This window comes from Shinella sedimenti (genome assembly GCF_022601905.1).
GTDB lineage: Bacteria > Pseudomonadota > Alphaproteobacteria > Rhizobiales > Rhizobiaceae > Shinella > Shinella sedimenti.
Map to the genome: position 1 here is coordinate 178,400 of NZ_JAKVIN010000008.1, position 16,309 is coordinate 194,708.

Annotated in this window: 16 protein-coding genes; 1 reads left to right on the forward strand and 15 read right to left on the reverse strand. The window is 63.3% G+C overall.

Annotation, left to right across the window (positions count from 1 at the left end; all coding sequences use genetic code 11):
- Positions 1 to 141 precede the first annotated feature (141 nt).
- The gene (locus MKI86_RS18905; RefSeq protein WP_241604156.1) at positions 142 to 513 is read left to right on the forward strand and encodes a response regulator; all 372 of its coding nucleotides are present in this window, start codon (positions 142 to 144) and stop codon (positions 511 to 513) included.
- On the opposite strand, the gene MKI86_RS18910 is transcribed toward MKI86_RS18905, so the two are convergent.
- The 15 genes from MKI86_RS18910 to MKI86_RS18980 all read right to left on the reverse strand — a co-directional run bounded on the left by MKI86_RS18910 (position 510) and on the right by MKI86_RS18980 (position 16,220).
- Positions 510 to 1,502, reverse strand: coding sequence for a sensor histidine kinase (locus MKI86_RS18910; RefSeq protein ID WP_241604159.1), 993 nt, complete (start codon positions 1,500 to 1,502; stop codon positions 510 to 512). The genes MKI86_RS18905 and MKI86_RS18910 overlap by 4 nt on opposite strands.
- 10 nt (positions 1,503 to 1,512) lie before the next feature.
- On the reverse strand, positions 1,513 to 1,971 hold the full coding sequence (locus tag MKI86_RS18915; protein ID WP_241604162.1) for a response regulator: 459 nt from the start codon (positions 1,969 to 1,971) through the stop codon (positions 1,513 to 1,515).
- A 3-nt stretch (positions 1,972 to 1,974) separates the two neighbouring features.
- Complete coding sequence (locus MKI86_RS18920; protein ID WP_241604165.1) at positions 1,975 to 4,140, reverse strand: ATP-binding protein; 2,166 nt, start codon at positions 4,138 to 4,140, stop codon at positions 1,975 to 1,977.
- 255 nt (positions 4,141 to 4,395) lie between these two features.
- Positions 4,396 to 5,757, reverse strand: a complete 1,362-nt coding sequence (locus MKI86_RS18925) for an amidase (protein ID WP_241604168.1) — start codon at positions 5,755 to 5,757, stop codon at positions 4,396 to 4,398.
- Positions 5,754 to 6,986, reverse strand: coding sequence for an ABC transporter substrate-binding protein (locus MKI86_RS18930; protein ID WP_241604171.1), 1,233 nt, complete (start codon positions 6,984 to 6,986; stop codon positions 5,754 to 5,756). Before MKI86_RS18930 ends, MKI86_RS18925 begins: the two co-directional genes overlap by 4 nt.
- 8 nt (positions 6,987 to 6,994) lie before the next feature.
- A complete protein-coding gene (locus MKI86_RS18935; RefSeq protein ID WP_241604174.1) occupies positions 6,995 to 8,062 on the reverse strand; it encodes a CobW family GTP-binding protein in 1,068 nt (355 codons plus the stop codon).
- Positions 8,055 to 8,387: a hypothetical protein gene (locus MKI86_RS18940; RefSeq protein ID WP_241604181.1), complete on the reverse strand. Its 333-nt coding sequence runs from the start codon at positions 8,385 to 8,387 to the stop codon at positions 8,055 to 8,057. Before MKI86_RS18940 ends, MKI86_RS18935 begins: the two co-directional genes overlap by 8 nt.
- Before the next feature lie 56 nt (positions 8,388 to 8,443).
- Positions 8,444 to 9,325: a polysaccharide deacetylase family protein gene (locus tag MKI86_RS18945; RefSeq protein WP_241604183.1), complete on the reverse strand. Its 882-nt coding sequence runs from the start codon at positions 9,323 to 9,325 to the stop codon at positions 8,444 to 8,446.
- A 37-nt stretch (positions 9,326 to 9,362) separates the two neighbouring features.
- Positions 9,363 to 10,457 carry an ABC transporter ATP-binding protein gene (locus MKI86_RS18950; protein WP_241604185.1) on the reverse strand — a complete coding sequence of 365 codons (1,095 nt, stop codon included), beginning with the start codon at positions 10,455 to 10,457 and terminating at the stop codon, positions 9,363 to 9,365.
- Positions 10,458 to 10,526: 69 nt separating this feature from the next.
- Positions 10,527 to 11,759, reverse strand: coding sequence for an ABC transporter substrate-binding protein (locus MKI86_RS18955; protein WP_241604187.1), 1,233 nt, complete (start codon positions 11,757 to 11,759; stop codon positions 10,527 to 10,529).
- 72 nt (positions 11,760 to 11,831) lie between these two features.
- Entirely contained in the window at positions 11,832 to 12,599 is a 768-nt protein-coding gene (locus tag MKI86_RS18960) for an SDR family NAD(P)-dependent oxidoreductase (protein WP_241604189.1), read from the reverse strand.
- Positions 12,600 to 12,613: 14 nt separating this feature from the next.
- Positions 12,614 to 13,348: an SDR family NAD(P)-dependent oxidoreductase gene (locus MKI86_RS18965; protein WP_241604191.1), complete on the reverse strand. Its 735-nt coding sequence runs from the start codon at positions 13,346 to 13,348 to the stop codon at positions 12,614 to 12,616.
- Positions 13,348 to 14,193, reverse strand: a complete 846-nt coding sequence (locus MKI86_RS18970; RefSeq protein WP_241604193.1) for an ABC transporter permease — start codon at positions 14,191 to 14,193, stop codon at positions 13,348 to 13,350. Before MKI86_RS18970 ends, MKI86_RS18965 begins: the two co-directional genes overlap by 1 nt.
- 2 nt (positions 14,194 to 14,195) lie before the next feature.
- Positions 14,196 to 15,101, reverse strand: coding sequence for an ABC transporter permease (locus MKI86_RS18975; RefSeq protein ID WP_241604196.1), 906 nt, complete (start codon positions 15,099 to 15,101; stop codon positions 14,196 to 14,198).
- A gap of 45 nt (positions 15,102 to 15,146) precedes the next feature.
- Positions 15,147 to 16,220 (reverse strand): ABC transporter ATP-binding protein, encoded by a 1,074-nt coding sequence (locus MKI86_RS18980; protein ID WP_241604199.1) that lies wholly within the window; start codon positions 16,218 to 16,220, stop codon positions 15,147 to 15,149.
- Between the last annotated feature and the right edge of the window lie 89 nt (positions 16,221 to 16,309).

Here is a 16,309-nt window from a genome sequence, read left to right on the forward strand (position 1 = left end):
GCATGCATAACATAGGAGCCGTCCGCAAATTGCCAACGGTATTCGGCAATCACCGAAACAACTTCGCTGGCGATATTGAACAAGCTCGCCAAGGCTCTAGTTACAGCGGGCGCTCGCTAACAGGAAATATCGGAATATCAAGTGAACAACGGATTTGAAAACAAGCGCGTCCTCATTCTGGAGGACGATCCTCTCCTGGCTCTCGATCTGGAGGATTTCTTCACCGACCTCGGCGCGAGGGTGATCGGTCCTGTTTCCAGCGTCGAGCAGGCAATGCGCGCGGTTTCCGAAGGGATCGACGCCGCGGTGCTCGATCTCAACCTGCGCGGGGTCTATTCCTATCCCGTCATCGAACGGCTCGATAAGGCCGGCACGCCGCTCGTCGTGTGCTCCGGCTATGCAGAGCTGCCTGAAACGCAGGCCGATCTCAGCAATGTCGTGCTCCTCCCCAAGCCCTGCGATCTCGGCCTCCTGCAGCGCCGCCTGCTGGAACAGATCGACAAGGCGTCCTAGGCCACCGGAAGCGGAATGCGGATCTTCGCTGCAAAGCCCTCGGCGTTATAGTCGAGCCTGACCTGACCTTCGAGCTCATATTCGATATTGGTCTTGATCAGCTGCGTGCCGAAGCCTTGCCCATCCGGCAGGGCAACGGCCGGTCCGCCGTTTTCCGACCATGTGAAATGCAGCACCGCGCCTGAAGCGGCATCCTCCTGGATGAACCATTCGATCGCGATACGCCCCTGGTCATTTGCCAGCGCCCCGTATTTGGCGGCGTTGGTGACAAGCTCGTTTATCACCATGCCGATCGAAAGCGCGGCCTTCGGGTCGAGGCTAACGAGATCGTGACGGCCGAAATCGAAGCGCGACAGGTCGGCGTTGTACGGGCGCACCGCCCTGCGGAAGACGTTCAAAAGCTCGGTCTCGTCCCAGTTGCCTTCGAAGAGAAGCTCATGCGCATCCGCCATGGCACGAACACGGGCGACGAGCTTCGCCTCGAATTCGGCAACGGTCGCGCAGTTGCGGCCGGTGCGGCGGATCAGTGACAGAACGACGGCAAGGTTGTTTTTGACGCGGTGACTGAGCTCACGGACCAGCAGGTCCTTCTGCTGTTCGATCCGCTTGCGCGTGGCCCTTTCGCGCGCCTCGTTCAGCGCACGGGTGACGGCGGCCGGCAGACGCACCAACCGCTGCTTGAGGACATAGTCGGTCGCCCCCTTGCGGAAGGCCGCAATCGCAGCCTCTTCGCCCAGCACCCCGGAAACGAAGATGAACGGCGCATCCGGCGCCGTAGACAGCGCCACATCCAAGGCAGCCATGCCGTCAAAGTCCGGCAGGGAGAAATCGGAGAGGATGATATCGAAGCTCTCGCGCGCCAGTGCAGCCTCGTACGCCGCCCGGGTCGCGACCCGGGTCAGCGTCACGGTCCCTTCCAGGCTTTCCAGCTGGGCTTCGATCAGTTCGGCATCGACGGCACTGTCTTCGAGAAGAAGAATCTTGGGCATGCAATCCATATCAGCTCCCGCCACGCTGCCGGGACTTCGGCGGCGGCTCGTTGAGCAGCGCCCAGAACACGCCAAGGTCCTGGATCGCCTTGAAAAACTGGCTGAACTCGACCGGCTTCACAACGAAGGCGTTGACGCCGAGTTCGTAACTGTTGACGAGATCCTGCTCCTCGCGGGAGGATGTCAACATGACGATGGGAATATGGCGCAGGTTCGTGTCGCCCTTCACCTTGGCGAGCACCTCCAGTCCATCGACCTTCGGCAGTTTCAGGTCCAGCAGCACGACGGCCGGATCACCCGGTTCGCGCGTGGCAAATGCGCCTTCGAGGTTCAGGAAATCCAGCGCCTCGGCACCGTCGCGTGCAACGATGACATCGTTGGCGATCTGACACTTCTCCAGCGCCGTCAATGTCAATTCCAGGTCTCGGGGATTGTCTTCAACCAGCAAGATGGGCCTCAGGTCGGACACGGATCATTCCTCAGTTAGAACGGGTAGGAAAAAAGTGAAGCAGGCACCGCCATCAACCGCGCCAGTGGCATCCACGCTGCCGCCATGCCTTTCCACGATGCGTTTGATAAGCGCAAGCCCTATACCGGTTCCCTCGAAATCCTCGCTGCGCTGAAGGCGCTGAAATACACCGAAGAGCTTTGCCTGATAGGCCATGTCGAAACCGACGCCATTGTCCCGCACGCGGTAAAGCAGGCCGCCTTCGACATGCTCGCCCGAGATATCGATCCGCGCGACTTCGCGGGGACGTGTGTATTTCACGGCATTTTCGATCATGTTGTGCCATACCTGACGCAGCAGAGCGCCGTCGCCCCGCGCCATCGGCAGATCACCGATCCGCCATTCGATGGTGCGGTCCCTGGTCTCTTCGGCAAGGCCGAGCCGCACCTCCTCGACAAGCTTGTTCATATCGACCTTGCCGCTCGCCAGTGTCGCCCGTCCGAGATGGGAGAACGTCAGGAGGTCGTCGACCAGTTCCCCGGCGGCCAACGCCGAGTCCGATATCATCTGGAGATAATGGCGCGAGCGTTCGTCGAGATTTTTTTCGCGCTCGGTCAAGAGCTGTGAGAAGCCAACGATATGACGGAAAGGCGCGCGAAGATCATGGGAGATCGAATAGGAGAACGCCTCCAGCTCCTTGTTGGATTTCTGCAGATCGGCGGCAAGGCGCGCCAGTTGCTCGGCCTTTTTCAGCACGATCTCGACAATGGAGGCCCGAAGATCATGTGCCGCACCGATTTCCGCCTCATGCCAGGGCGCACTTCTTTCGCGCACGCTTTCACGCCATGCCTCGAAGGATTTCCGCGGATGGATCCTGCCGCTCTCCTGCACCACCTTGTGCGGATCCCCGCCCCAGGTGACCGTCCTGATGACTTCCGGGCGGAACCAGACTAGCCAGTTGTCATCGCTTTCGGAGATGCGACAGGCGATAATGCCACAGGCTGTCTCCGCCACGCTGCTGTCGTCGAAACCGGCCGCGGCAAGGCAGTCCGTCGCATAGATATCGGCCGCGAAGCCGTTTTCGGACAGCCATTGCGTCAGCCGGCGCACGTCATCTTCATCCGGCACATCCCCCACCCGCGAGAAACCGTTCTGCGAGAGGATCGCTGCGCCGGATGCGCGCGTCAGGGCAAGCAGGGTATCGGGTGCATTCGCCAGGCCTTCATCCCAGCGATCGGCATCGGCCATTGACGCGAGGAGCTTCGCATGCAGACGCCCGAGCTCCACGCCGATGGCTGCCGTTTGCGCGCGCGAGGAAGCACCGATCTGCATGGCGAGGCTTTGGACGATGAAGTTGCAGGCGTCACGCACCCGGACCGGAACGATATGCGGCTTGCTGCTGTGACAGGCCACAAGGCCCCACAGCCGGCCATCAATCAGGATCGATATGGACATGGACGACAGCGTGCCCATGTTGCGCATGTATTCGAGATGGACGGGCGACACGCTGCGGATCTGGGTAAACGTCATGTCGACCGGTGCTAGGCCCTCCTCGTCCAGGGCATGCAACGGCACGGGCCGGTAGTCGGCATTCGGGATGAGGCGGAGGGGATTGAGCCGATAGAGGTCACGCGCCTGGGCGGGAATGTCGCCGGCCGGGAACCGAAGATCGAGATAGGACGGAAGCGCACCATTCCCCGCTTCCGCCACGACGTGGCCGTTCCAGTCTGGATCGAACCGGTAGACGAGCGCGCGGTCGAAATTCGAGAGCCGGACGATCAGGCGGGCAGCGGCCGAAAGCGCATCCTCCAGTTCGATGTTGCCGGCCATCTGTTGCGCAAAGGCCGTCAATCGCGCAAGCGGGTCGTCTATCGTTTCCGATGCGGCCCGCTCCAGCTCCACGATGACGCGGCCGTCATGACGATGGACGGCGACATCGAGCGCGTAACCTTCCGCGACGAGACGCGCCGGCGCGGCGCCCGACGCTTTCCAAGCCGCAAGCTGAGGGGAAAGCACCGTGGCAATGGTGCGCGCGTCGGCACCGGCTATATCGGCAACGTTCGCGGACACCTGCAAGATGCGGAAATCAGTGGGATCGAGCACCAGCAACGCGCCATGCGGCTGGACGGATCCGGGAACATGGATGGGTTCGCGCGCGCAACTGTCGAGGTCAATATCGTTTGCGTGCATCAAATCCTCCTTTGGCAAAACGCAAACAACACCCAGATGCGCCTCACATCACAGCCGGACCGTCGCAACGGGTCGGCATTCAAGCCCTTGACGGCGCGATGGCCGTCCATTGCACAATGTAAGGCTCGAAGTGTGTTTGGAAAGGTCAAAAGGGCACATCCCTCGCGTAAGGGAAAGGCCCGATCGTGGATTTTTACAACCGATTGCGCGAACCTGCTGAATCAACAGGCTTTACCCGAAACGACGGATTTATTCTCAGCCGAGCAGGCCTTCCACCGCGCCCGCCACGGCCAGAAGAGCGTCATCGCTGTCCTTCGGCCCGGATACCAGAAGACCAACCGGCATGCCGGCGGCGCCCGTACCACAAGGCAGGGAAACGCCGCAGAAGTCGAGGAAATTGCCGATCAGCGTGTTGCGCAATGTCTTGGCATTCGTGGCGAAGAAAAGGTCTTCATCGTCGAGCAGGGGCTGAACGGTCGGCGCGACATGCGGAAGCGTCGGGCTGATAAGGAATTCGCCAGGGCCGAGGCGAGCCGTGAAGGAAGCCATCAGCCTTTCGCGCGCTTCAAGCGTAGCAATATAGTCGGAAAGAGAGATTTTCTCGCCCAGCAGCGTGCGCTTGACGACGCGCGGGTCCATTTCAGCTGCCGCCGCGCCTGTGATGCGCTCGCGATGGAGCACGAAGGCTTCGGCCGTCACCAGCGCGCCGTGTCTGGCCATCAGATCGAAGATCGCGGAGAATTCCGGGAAGGCTTCGCGACGGATGCTGGCTCCTGCCCTCGCCAGCCGTTCGACAGCGGCCTCGAAGGCGGCAACGACTTCGGGTTCCGCCCCGTCGAAAACCACGGTCTCGGGGATGACGAAGGAGAGGTCGGAAGCTTCGACGCGCCTCGTAAGGCCGGCAGCCGGGGCACCGCGCATCGCCGCATCGATCCAGACCGCATCCTGTACGGTATGGCAGAGTGGCCCCAGCGAATCCAGGCTCTTTGCCAACGGGAAGACCCCGTCCATCGAATAGCGGCCGCGTGTCGCCTTGTAGCCGACAACGCCGTTGAAGGCGGCGGGAATGCGCACGGACCCACCCGTATCCGTGCCGATGGAGACGGGTACGAGGCCGGCCGCCACCGCAACGCCCGAGCCGGACGAGGAACCGCCCGGGATACGGTGCTCGCCCTGCGGCGAGGCCGGATTGCGCGGCGTACCGAAAGTCGGATTGATGCCGAGGCCGGAAAAGGCGAACTCGCTCATGTTGACCCGACCGACGCTCACCATGCCGGCACCGGCGAGTGCGCGCACCACGACCGCGTCCTGCCTAGCAGGCGCGCTGTCCTTCAGGACGCGGGAACCGGCGGTGGTCGGCAGGCCCTCGATATCGAAGAGATCCTTCCAGGCGAGAGGGATGCCTTCGAGGACGCCGCGCGACCGGCCTTCCGCCAGCCGCTTGCGGGAGGCCGACGCCTCCGACCGCGCGCGCTGCGCCAGCACGGTGGTAAAGATGGTCTGGTCCGCGTGTTCGGCAATGGCGGCCAGCGTTTCCTCGACGAGATCGACCGGGTCGAGCGCACCCGACTGGAGAAGCACGGAAAGCTGGGCGATCGAACGGGGCGTCATGCTCAAATATCCTTGTCTGCGCGGCCGACCAGCTGCATCCAGCGTCGGACGAGGTAGTTGTGTTCATCCATCGTGGTGTTCCAGACGGCAATGCTGTTGGCACGCTGCCAGTAGGAACCGCCGCTGCGCAAGGCGCCGCGCCTGATGCGGATGGTTCCATCCGGGCCGGGAAGGTCTTCGCGCGCGGGAAGCCCTTCGTACCAGTAGTCCCATTCCGCTGACGTCATGTAGCCGCGTGACCGCTCCGGCGTCGAGATATAATAGCCCTGGCGCGCCACCACCGCGCCCGGCCAGCCGGAAATCCACCAGTTGAGATACTCGTAGGCGACATCCAGCGTGCGGCCTGACAGATGCCGCGACAGGCACAGACCGCCATGCCAGGCTCGGTATCCCTCCGCCGGCGCGGCCTGCTCGACGGGCAGGCCCTGGCTGTTGAGAATGCCGATGCCCGTCGACCACATGCTCTGGATATCGGTGTCACCGTCGATCATCAGCCGGGCCGCATCCTCCGCAGTGCGCCAGAAGCTGCGGAAGAAGCCCGCCTTGCGGCGCGCCTCCAGGATATCCACCAGCTGATCGATCTCCGCGATTGTCATGTTGCCGATATCGCCGAAGGTCATGAGGCCAGCGGCCTGGGCTGCGAGCGCCGCATCGAAGATGCCGATGGCCGGCTCGTCGACCAGCGCCGCGCGGCCGCTCCAGCGCTCGTCCAGAAGAGCCGCCCAGCTCGCCATGGCCGGCCGGTGCTCGACCGCATCGCTGCGATAGGCGAAACTGTCGAAATTGTGGGTCGTCGGCAGCATGGAAATGCGTCCGGTCGGCGCATCGCCGAGCGCGAGGCTTGGTTGCACATATAGCTTGCGCGCCGGCACATCACCCAGGCCCATGCGGGCGCTCGGGCCGATCTGCCCCGTCTTCGTCAGATCGTTGATCTCGCCCCAGAGCGTGATGCGCGCGGTCTCGATAGGCTGGATGGCCCGCCAGTACCAGACGATATCAAGATTGTGGAAGCACTGATCGTAGATGTCGTAACTGTCCGGCTCCTGCGCGGCCTTGTGCTGGGTCACGATGAAATCGTTGTTGTCGAAGCAGATGTCGATGCCGAGATCGGCCTCCGCCTTCACGCGCAATTCCTCGAGAAGGGAGATGGCGGTTCCCAGCACGCGCAGCTTCGGGCGCCCTGCGGTGTGGACGGCCGGGGCTGCTGGAACCGCTTTCGGGGAATGCTTGTTCATGAAGGGCTCTAGGCGTTCCGGATCTGCGCTGCGGCCTCTGGCTGTGGACGGGCATCGCTGTTCCCGGCAAGCGCGAAGGCGTTGAACGACCGTTTCAACAGGTTCGCATCGAGACCGTCAACAATAAAGACGAGGCGCGAGATACGCTCCCCAGAAGGCCACGCATCGAGATGCACCGGCGGGTGCACGAGATGCTGCACGCCGTGCACGGCAACCGGGCGGTCTTCCCCGGCGAGGTCAAGAATGCCCTTCACCCGCAGAACACGCTCGCCGTGGCGGTTAAGCAGCATGGTGAGCCAGATGCCGAAGCCGGTCCAGTCGATCGGCCGTTCGACGGTGATGACGAAGGAGGAGATGGCCGTGTGCAGCGCCACGCCCTCGGCCGTCACCCGCAGCGTCGGCGTATCGCAATAGAAACCGCTCGGCGACTGCAGCTTCGTCGCGCGCTGGGCGGCATCGTCGCCAAAAAGCGCATCGGCATCCGGACTGTTACTGCCGGCAATGATGCACCGGGCATCCGGGTTGAACTCCGTCAGTCGCGAGAGGAGCCGGGTCAGGCCGGCGTCACCCTTGCACAGATCGGCCTTTGTGATGACAATCCGGTCCGCAATGGCCGCCTGCCGGGTGGATTCCACGTAAGTATCGAGCTGCGCCAGGCCGTTAACCGCATCCACCGTCGTCACGACGGTGCCCGCGCGGAAATGGTGGCGCAGAACGGGATCGGATTTCAGCGTGGAAAGCACCGGAAAAGGGTCCGCCAGGCCGGTGCTTTCGATGATCACACGCGTGAAAGGTGGCACCAGGCCGCGGTCGCGCTTGGAATGGAGCTCGCGCAGTGCATCTGCAAGCTCGCCGCGCACCGTGCAGCACACGCAGCCTGATTGCAGCAGCACCATCGTATCGTCGATGCGCTCGACAAGATGGTGGTCGAGGCCGATCTCGCCGAATTCGTTGATCAGCACGGCGGTATCGGCAAGCGCAGGATCGGCCAGCAGCCGCTTGAGCAGCGTTGTCTTGCCGGAGCCGAGAAAACCGGTAAGCAGGTGGACGGGCGTGAATGCGGGCATCTCAGCCATGGTCGGTCTCTTCCATGCGCGCGATCAACTGCGGGTCGAGCGGATCGCATAACCGCCCGGAGAGCCGTTCCGCTGCCGGCCAGAGGTGACCGAGATCCTCGATCATCTCGCTCTTGCCGGTGCGCGTTGCCAGCACGAAGGCGGAGCCCTGCCAGTCGGAAAGGCTCATGCCGAAGACCGACAGCACGCTGTTTGCCGCCGAGACGCGCCGCGCACGCTCGCGGCGACGGTCGAGCCGTTCGACATTGCGCGTGTAGACGCCGGGCCGGGCGACCGCATCCGTCCAATGTTCGTTTCCGCCGATGACGCCGCACAGCGAACACATGACGCCGTTCCTTTCCCTGCCGGGCAAGGGAGCGGGCAAACCCGCTCCCTCGATGTTTACTTCTTGCGCGGGAAGCGCTTGGCGAAATCGTCCGCGATCTCGTTCATGGTCACGAACTTCACGCCCGGATGCTTGATCATATGGGCATAAAGGCGTTCCAGCATCATCAGCACCTGCGGGCGGCCGGCGACGTCCGGGTGGATGGTGATCGGGAAGACCGCATAATCCATCTCGCGATACACCCAGTCGAACTGGTCGCGCCACATCTGCTCGATATCGTGCGGATTCACGAAGCCGTGGCTGTTGGGTGATTTCTTGATGAACATCATCGGCGGCAGGTCATCGAGATACCAGGAGGCCGGGATTTCGATGAGGTCGGTTTCGTGACCGCGCTTCAAGGGCACCATCCAGTCGGACGGCTTCTTGGAATAGTCGATCTTCGTCCAGCTGTCGCCGACACGCACATAATAGGGTGTGAAGTCGTTGTGCATCAGCGAGTGATCGTACTTGATGCCGCGCTCGAGCAGCAGCTCGTTGGTGACGTTGGAGAACTCCCACCACGGCGCCACATAGCCGGTCGGACGCTTGCCGGACAGCTTGGTGACGAGCTCGATACATTTATCGAGCACTTCGGTCTCCTGCTCGCGGGTCATCGCGATTGGGTTTTCATGGGTATAGCCATGGATGCCGATCTCGTGGCCGGCATCGGCGACGGCCTGCATCTGCTCGGGGAAGGTTTCGATGGAGTGGCCCGGGATGAACCAGGTCGTCTTGATGCCGAAGCGTTCGAACAGCTTCAGAAGCCGCGGGCTGCCGACCTCGCCGGCGAAAAGGCCGCGCGAAATATCGTCCGGCGAATCCTCGCCGCCATAGGAGCCGAGCCATCCGGCCACGGCATCGACGTCGATGCCGAAACTACAAAAAATCTCTTTCGCCATTGGGTATCTCCTTGGTTCCCTACGTGTTTTCGGATGCTCAACTGGCTGGAATGACCGTCGCTTCGGCGGGGTTCCAGCTCAGAAAGACGGGCGTGCCTGCCGGGAAGGTACCCGGGCGGTACTTGTCGACATGGGCTTCCAGCGAAACGGATCGTCCATCGTCAAGCCGCGCCGTCAGGTGCGCGATATGGCCGACGACCTCCGACCGCTCGATCCGGGCGTCGACACGATTCTTGGCGCCCGGAGCCGTCCCCTCGCCCGCCACTTGGACCTCGATCGCTTCCGCCGGCACGACGAGGTTGACGCGGCCCTTGTGTCCAACGGCGCCATTGGCGCGGCCGGACAGCCTGCCGATGCCGGTCGTGACCACGACGTCCTCCCCCTCGTTGCCGGCAACTTCGCCCGAAAGGACGGTGTTGCGGCCGATGAACTGCGCGACGAAGGGCGTGTTCGGCCGGGTGTAGAGCTGGTGGGGCGGGCTCACCTGCTCGACCCGACCCTGGTTCATCACCACGATGCGGTCCGACAGCGCCAGCGCCTCCGACTGCGCATGGGTAACGAAGATGAAGGTGACGCCGAGGCTCTTCTGCAAAAGCTTCAGCTCGTTCTGGATGGCCTTGCGCAGGTTCGCGTCGAGCGCGCCGAGCGGTTCGTCCAGGAGCAGGATATCAGGCTCGACGACGAGGCCGCGCGCCAGCGCGATGCGCTGCCTTTGGCCGCCGGACAGCTTGTCGGGCTTGCGGCTTGCAATGTCCTCGAGGCCGAGCGTCGCGAGGATGCGATCCACCTTGGTGTCACGCTCGCTCCTGGCCATGCCCTTCACATCAAGCCCGTAACCGACATTCTGGCGCACGGTCATGTGCGGGAAGAGCGCATAGTTCTGGAAGATCATCGACGTGGGGCGGCGCTGCGGCGGCACATCGTTCATGCGCTCGCCGCGGATCAGCATGTCGCCGGAAGATATGCCTTCGAAGCCCGCGATCATGCGCAATGTCGTCGTCTTGCCGCAGCCCGAAGGGCCGAGAAAGGCAATGAACTCGCCTTTGGTGACGGACAGGTTGAAATCGATGACGGCGGGCGTTCCGTTGTCATAGACCTTGCCGACGGATTTGAGTTCCAGGTCGAAAATCATAAGGGAAATCTCGCGAATTGTCGGTCCGTGGACCGGGGCCACGCGCGCCCCGGTCCACTCGTCTTGGGATCAGGCGTTGAGGAATTCGTCCCACTTCTGGATGAGATGGTCGTACTCTTCCGGCCACTGGTGCCAGTAGGCGACGTTCTTGGAGCGCTCCTCCAGCGAGCCGCCGTCGCGCAGGTCGCCTTCTTTGATGCCGCGCTCTTCCGCGCCGACCCAGGGCTTGCCCTCGTACCAGAAGGCATATTTCTCCGGCGCCATGACATCCTTGATGTTGGTGGACGGCGAATAGTAGCCCTGCTCGGAAACCGTAATGCCCGGCTCGCCCGACAGCCAGTAGTCGGCATAGGCGATGACGGCGTCCCGGTTGGTGGTGCCCGCGATCATCGACGGACCGATGGCCCAGCCACGATAGCCTTCCTTCGGAACGGCATACTTGGCCGGCTTGCCCTGCGCCTTGACGGCCATGACGGCCGGCTGCCAGGCGTCGGAGACGACCATTTCGCCAGATGCCATGAGGTTGACGAGCTCACCGAAATCACCCCAGAGCGCGCGGAACTGGCCTTCCTTTTTCTTGGAGATAAGGAAAGCAGCCGCCTCGTCGATTTCCGCCGTGGTCGGATTGCCGGGGTTCTTCACGTCGGACAGGCCGAGCGAGTTCATGGCCATGATCGCCTGACCGAATGCAATCAGCGGATCGGTGTTCAGGCCCGATTTGCCCTTCCACTTCGGATCGAAAATGCAGGCCCAGGTATTGGCCTCTTCCTCGGAAACCACATCCGGATTGTAGCCGATGGAGTCGTAGTTATAGACAGCCGGGACCATGTTGAGCACGGTCTGCGCCTCGTCAGCCCAAATCTGGCCGACGATCTGCGCGGAACGGTCCCACTTGTCGCTGGCCGTGGTGAAGGTGTCGCGGATATTGGCCCAGTTTTTCAGCGATGCAGCCGGGATCGTCTCGACATTGTCGGTCATGACGATGGACGGCAGGCGCTCGGCGATGATCTCCCAGCAGTCATAATCCTTCGAACCCGAAAGGATCTTTGTCTGGGCGTCCGGGAAGGTCGCGGCCGTACCCGAGGTGCCGCCGACGCCCGATTCCTTCTTGAACTCCTCGAGGATGCGCTCCTGCACCGTGACCGACAGGCCGATTGTGCGCAGCTGCTGGCCGGCGAGGTCGGCGGCCTGTGCAAAGGCCATGCGCGAGGACAGGAACGGCGTGCCGCCGCCCATTGCCAGCGCCATTACCCCGGCCGAGCGCTTGAGGAGCGAGCGGCGATTTATTTCCGACTTGAACATATCTCTTCTCCAGTTTGTTTGTCGTTCCCCGGAGCCGTTTTGCGGCCCCTGTTCCCCGCCCTTTCGAGGCGGCTAGTACCGGCCCACCAGCAGGCCACCATCCACGACCAGCACCTGGCCGGTCATGTATCTCGCATTGTCGGAGGCGAGGAATGCGGCGACATCGGCGATGTCTTCGCCCGTGCCGAGCCGTCCCATCGGAATGAACTCGGCCGCCTTTTCAGCACCCGCCGGCCCAAGCGAATTCTCCTCGGAGAGAAGCTGCGCGGTGCGGATGTAACCCGGCGCAATGCCGTTCACGCGCACACCGTCGCGCGCCATTTCAACCGCCAGACCGCGCACGAGGCCGACGACGCCCGATTTGGCGGCGGAATAGTGCACATGCTCATCCCAGCCATAGGCGACACCCATGATGGAGGAGAGCGCGATGACCGCACCGGAGCGGCGGGCCCGCATGCCGGGCGCGGCTGCGCGGACGAGCCGGAAGATGCCCTTCAGATCGATATCGAAGGTCAGGTCCCACTTTTCATCGGTGAGATCGGCAAGCGGCGTGCGATGCGCAATGCCGGCATTGGCGACGATCACATCGATGCGGCCATGCCGCGACTCGATATCGGACACCAGCGCATCCGTCGCGGCGGTGGATCTGACATCGTAGCTGTGGAATTCCGCCGATCCGCCGGCGGCGACAATCGTCTCGACGGTCTCGCGGCCTTCCTTTTCGAGGATATCGGTGACGACGACGTGATCGCCGAGCGCGCCGAAGGCTTTCGCGGTGGCTGCGCCGATGCCGATACCGGCGCCGGTGACGATGACGATGCGTTTGTTTTCTGCAGGCATTGTTTTCTCCGGTATCAAAGCATCACGTCGCCGGAATTCGGTCCTAGCGTCTGTCCGACGAAAAGGCTGGCGGCGGGGGATGCGAGGAAGGCGACGGTCTGGGCCACCTCTTCCGGCTCGCCGAAGCGGCCGAGCGGCAGGCCGGCGCGCTTGGCATCGCGCCATTCCTGTGAAAGCTGCATGACGAGCGGCGTGTTGATCGGCCCGGGCGCGACGGCATTCACGCGCACCCCGCGGGCGGAAACCTCGCGGGCAAGCGCCTTGGTCATGCCGATGATCGCTGCCTTGGCGCCGGAATAGTGCACCAGCTCGACGCCGCCGATCTGGCCGAGCTGCGAGGCGACGTTGACGATGACGCCTTCACCGGCCGCCAGCATTGCGGGCAGCGCGGCCTTGGTCATCAGGAACGTGCCGCGCACATGGACGGCGAACATGCGATCGAAATCGGCCACATCGAGGTTTTCGAACAGCGCCTGATGCGCGATGCCGGCATTGTTGACCAGCAGCGCGACAGCGCCATGCGCGGCGACCGCGGCGTGATGGATAGCGGCGGCATCCGCTTCGCTGGACACGTCGCCTGCGACGCCAACGGCCTTGCGGCCGGAGCCGCGGATTTCGACGGCGACCGACTCGGCGCGTTCGCACGAGAGGTCGTTGACCGTCACCGCATAACCTTCCGCGGCGAGTTTCAGGGCGATGGCGCGGCCGATGCCGGAACCCGCGCCGGTAACGAGAGCAGAACCCGCCATCACGCCTCCTCCTGGATGGCCATGCGCTTGGCGCGGCGCACGGACAGGCCCATCAGCACGGCATAGGTGCCGAGCAGCGCGAAGGAGAACAGCGTGGTGAGAACACCGAAGGCGAAGACGTTCGGATGCACTTCCACGGAGAACGTGCCGTAGATGGCGAGCGGTAGCGTCAGGTCGCGGCCTGAGGCGAACAGGGTGCGCGAGAACTCGTCATAGGACAGCGTGAAGGCGAACAGCATGGCCGAAAGCACGCCCGGGAAGATCAGCGGAAAGGTGATCTTGCGGAAGGTTCGGGCCGGGGGAACGCCGAGCGACCACGCAGCCTCCTCCACGCTCGGATCGAAGCGGTTGAAGATTGCGAGCATGACGAGGAAGGCAAAGGGGAACGTGTAGACGACGTGAAGCACGAAGGCCGTGCCCCACCAGTGGCGGTCGATGCCGAGCGTGTTGGCGACCAGCGCCATGCCGAGGCCGACGAGTACGCCCGGAACCATCATGCCGAGCACGATAAGGTAGAAGATCACACCCGAGCCGCGGAACTTCTTGCGGAACGCCTGGGCGGCGGTGACGCCGAGCACGGTGGAGACGATCATGGTCATGACGGCCAGCGCCAGCGAACGGAACAGCGCCTGATCGATGGGCAGCGGCGCGATGCGCGAAGGCGGGGTCAGGCCGAAGAGGTGCTTGTACCAATAGGTCGACCATTCGATGATCGGGAACTGCGGCCCGCCCTCCGGTCCGGTCTGGAAGGACAGGATGGCAAGAACCACGAGCGGGCCGTACAGGAAGACGATGAACAGCGCGGTATAGACGCCGAGGCCGAACTTGATGCCGGAAGCGTTCATGATCAGAGTTCCTTCCTGAGATCGACGACCCGCAGCAGGGCGGCGACGACGGCGCCCATCAGGATCGTCAGCACCACGCCGGCGACGGCGGCGAAGGCCCATTTCAGCGACCCGACCTGGGTGACGATGATGTTGCCGAGCAGGTTGACCTTGCGGCCGGAAAGCGCGGCGGATGTCGCAAACTCACCGAGCACCATGACGGAGACGAAGATGGCGCCCACCACCACGCCCGGCATGGAGAGCGGCAGGATGATGGTGCGGAAGATGCGCCAGAAGCCGGCGCCGAGATCCTGCGCGGCCTCGATGACCGAGGGATCGATGCGGCCCAGCATGAAGGCGATGGGACCGACCATGAAGACGCAGTAGATCTGCGTCATGCCAATGATGACGGAGAGTTCGGAGAACAGCAGCACCTCGATCGGCTGGGTGATCACGCCGATCTTCATGAGGATCATGTTGATCGCGCCCTCCTTGCCGAGCATCGGCCGCCAGGCCAGCACGCGGATGAGGAAGGAGGTCCAGAAGGGAATGATGCAGAGAACGAGCAGCGCGGTCGACAGCGTCTTGTTCTTGACGAACAGCCCGACGAAGAGTGCGGCCGGATAGCCGACGAGCAACGTGGAAACGAGCACGATGAGCCAGATGCGCACCGTGGTCCACAGCGCCCCGAGATAGGTATCGGACGTGAAGAAGGTGATCCAGCTCTTCAGCGTCAGCGTCGGCTCGATCTTGAAGGTGGTCTGGGTCCAGAAGGAAACGTAGACCATCATCAGGATGGGCGCGACCAGGAAGAGCAACATCCACAGCGCGCCCGGGGCGAGCAGCCAGAAAGTGCGGTCGGGTTGTTTGCGGGTGGGACGCTCCGCCGTTTCGACGGGCGTGTCATGGCTGGTGGCGGCCATCGTCATCTCTCATTCTCCGGGTGGGTGGGGGCAGGACCTGCAATGGCGGTCTCAAACGAACACAAGGGCGTCCTCCCGCTTCCACACAAGGGCATAGCGGCCCTTCTCCTCATAGGTTGCCGGCGCGGCATGGCTCAGATGGGTTTCCACCTCGAAGACGCGACCGTCGTCGAGCGTGAAGAAGGAGTTGATCGCGGCGCCGGAATATTCGCTGGCCACGAAGCTCGCCTCGATGCGCACCTCGTCATCCGCTGTCGCAGCGTCCGTGGGGCGGATCGCAACGCGATCGTAGCGGATGGCGTATGCCGGATTGCCCGACGTCTGCTTCACACCGCCCAGCGCGAGCGCGCCAACCGGGCTGGCGAAGGCATCGCCGGAAACGGCACCGGGGAAGATGTTGTAGCAATTGAGAAAGCGCGCGACATCGGCTGAGGCCGGACGGCTGTAGAGCGTGTCGGCATCGGTGGACTGGGCGATGCGCCCGGCGTCGAGCACCAGCACCGTGTCGCCCATCGCAAGCGCCTCGGTTTCCGAGCCGGTGACATGCAGGAAGGTGACGCCGCAGCGCTCTCGGATGGTGCGAAGCTCGCCGCGCATGCGCATGCGCAGATTGGCATCGAGCGCACCGAGCGGCTCGTCGAGCAGAACCATGCTCGGTTCGGTCACGAGCGTGCGGGCAAGCGCCACGCGCTGCTTCTGGCCCCCGGAAATCTGGGTGGTGGCGCGGTCTTCCAATCCTGAAAGCCCGACGAGGCCGATGATGTCGCGCACACGGCCGGCCACGACCTTCGCGTCCGTCACCGGATCGACGGCGCGGTTGGTCAGGCCGAAGGCGATGTTTTCGGCAACGCTCAGATGCGGGAAGAGCGCGAAGTTCTGGAAGACGAAGCCGATACCGCGTTCATGCGGCGGAACGCCATCGATGCGCCGGCCGGAAAACAGGATTTCACCGCTGTCCGGCTGCTCGAAGCCGGCGATGACGCGCAGCAGCGTCGTCTTGCCGGAGCCGCTGGGGCCAAGCAACGAGACGTAGGTATCGTTCGCAAGGGATGCATCGATGCCGGCGAGCGCCGGAACGCCTGCAAAGGCCTTGTGCACATTCTTCAGTTGGAGGACGGATGACACTCTGTTCCCACCAGTTTGAGCCGGGAATGTCTATGCGCAAAGCTTCGCACGCCGCCGGATGCGACACGCATCCGAAGGAGCAAGAGCCA

Excerpts from the sequence above, each read along its gene's own strand:
- MKI86_RS18970 (WP_241604193.1), bottom strand. The coding sequence starts at position 14,193 with ATGAACGCTTCCGGCATCAAGTTCGGCCTCGGCGTCTATACCGCGCTG.
- MKI86_RS18945 (WP_241604183.1), bottom strand. The coding sequence starts at position 9,325 with ATGGCGAAAGAGATTTTTTGTAGTTTCGGCATCGACGTCGATGCCGTG.
- MKI86_RS18910 (WP_241604159.1), bottom strand. The coding sequence starts at position 1,502 with ATGCCCAAGATTCTTCTTCTCGAAGACAGTGCCGTCGATGCCGAACTG.
- MKI86_RS18975 (WP_241604196.1), bottom strand. The coding sequence starts at position 15,101 with ATGACGATGGCCGCCACCAGCCATGACACGCCCGTCGAAACGGCGGAG.
- MKI86_RS18935 (WP_241604174.1), bottom strand. The coding sequence starts at position 8,062 with ATGGCTGAGATGCCCGCATTCACGCCCGTCCACCTGCTTACCGGTTTT.
- MKI86_RS18955 (WP_241604187.1), bottom strand. The coding sequence starts at position 11,759 with ATGTTCAAGTCGGAAATAAATCGCCGCTCGCTCCTCAAGCGCTCGGCC.
- MKI86_RS18950 (WP_241604185.1), bottom strand. The coding sequence starts at position 10,457 with ATGATTTTCGACCTGGAACTCAAATCCGTCGGCAAGGTCTATGACAAC.
- MKI86_RS18960 (WP_241604189.1), bottom strand. The coding sequence starts at position 12,599 with ATGCCTGCAGAAAACAAACGCATCGTCATCGTCACCGGCGCCGGTATC.
- MKI86_RS18920 (WP_241604165.1), bottom strand. The coding sequence starts at position 4,140 with ATGCACGCAAACGATATTGACCTCGACAGTTGCGCGCGCGAACCCATC.
- MKI86_RS18930 (WP_241604171.1), bottom strand. The coding sequence starts at position 6,986 with ATGAACAAGCATTCCCCGAAAGCGGTTCCAGCAGCCCCGGCCGTCCAC.
- MKI86_RS18965 (WP_241604191.1), bottom strand. The coding sequence starts at position 13,348 with ATGGCGGGTTCTGCTCTCGTTACCGGCGCGGGTTCCGGCATCGGCCGC.
- MKI86_RS18940 (WP_241604181.1), bottom strand. The coding sequence starts at position 8,387 with ATGTGTTCGCTGTGCGGCGTCATCGGCGGAAACGAACATTGGACGGAT.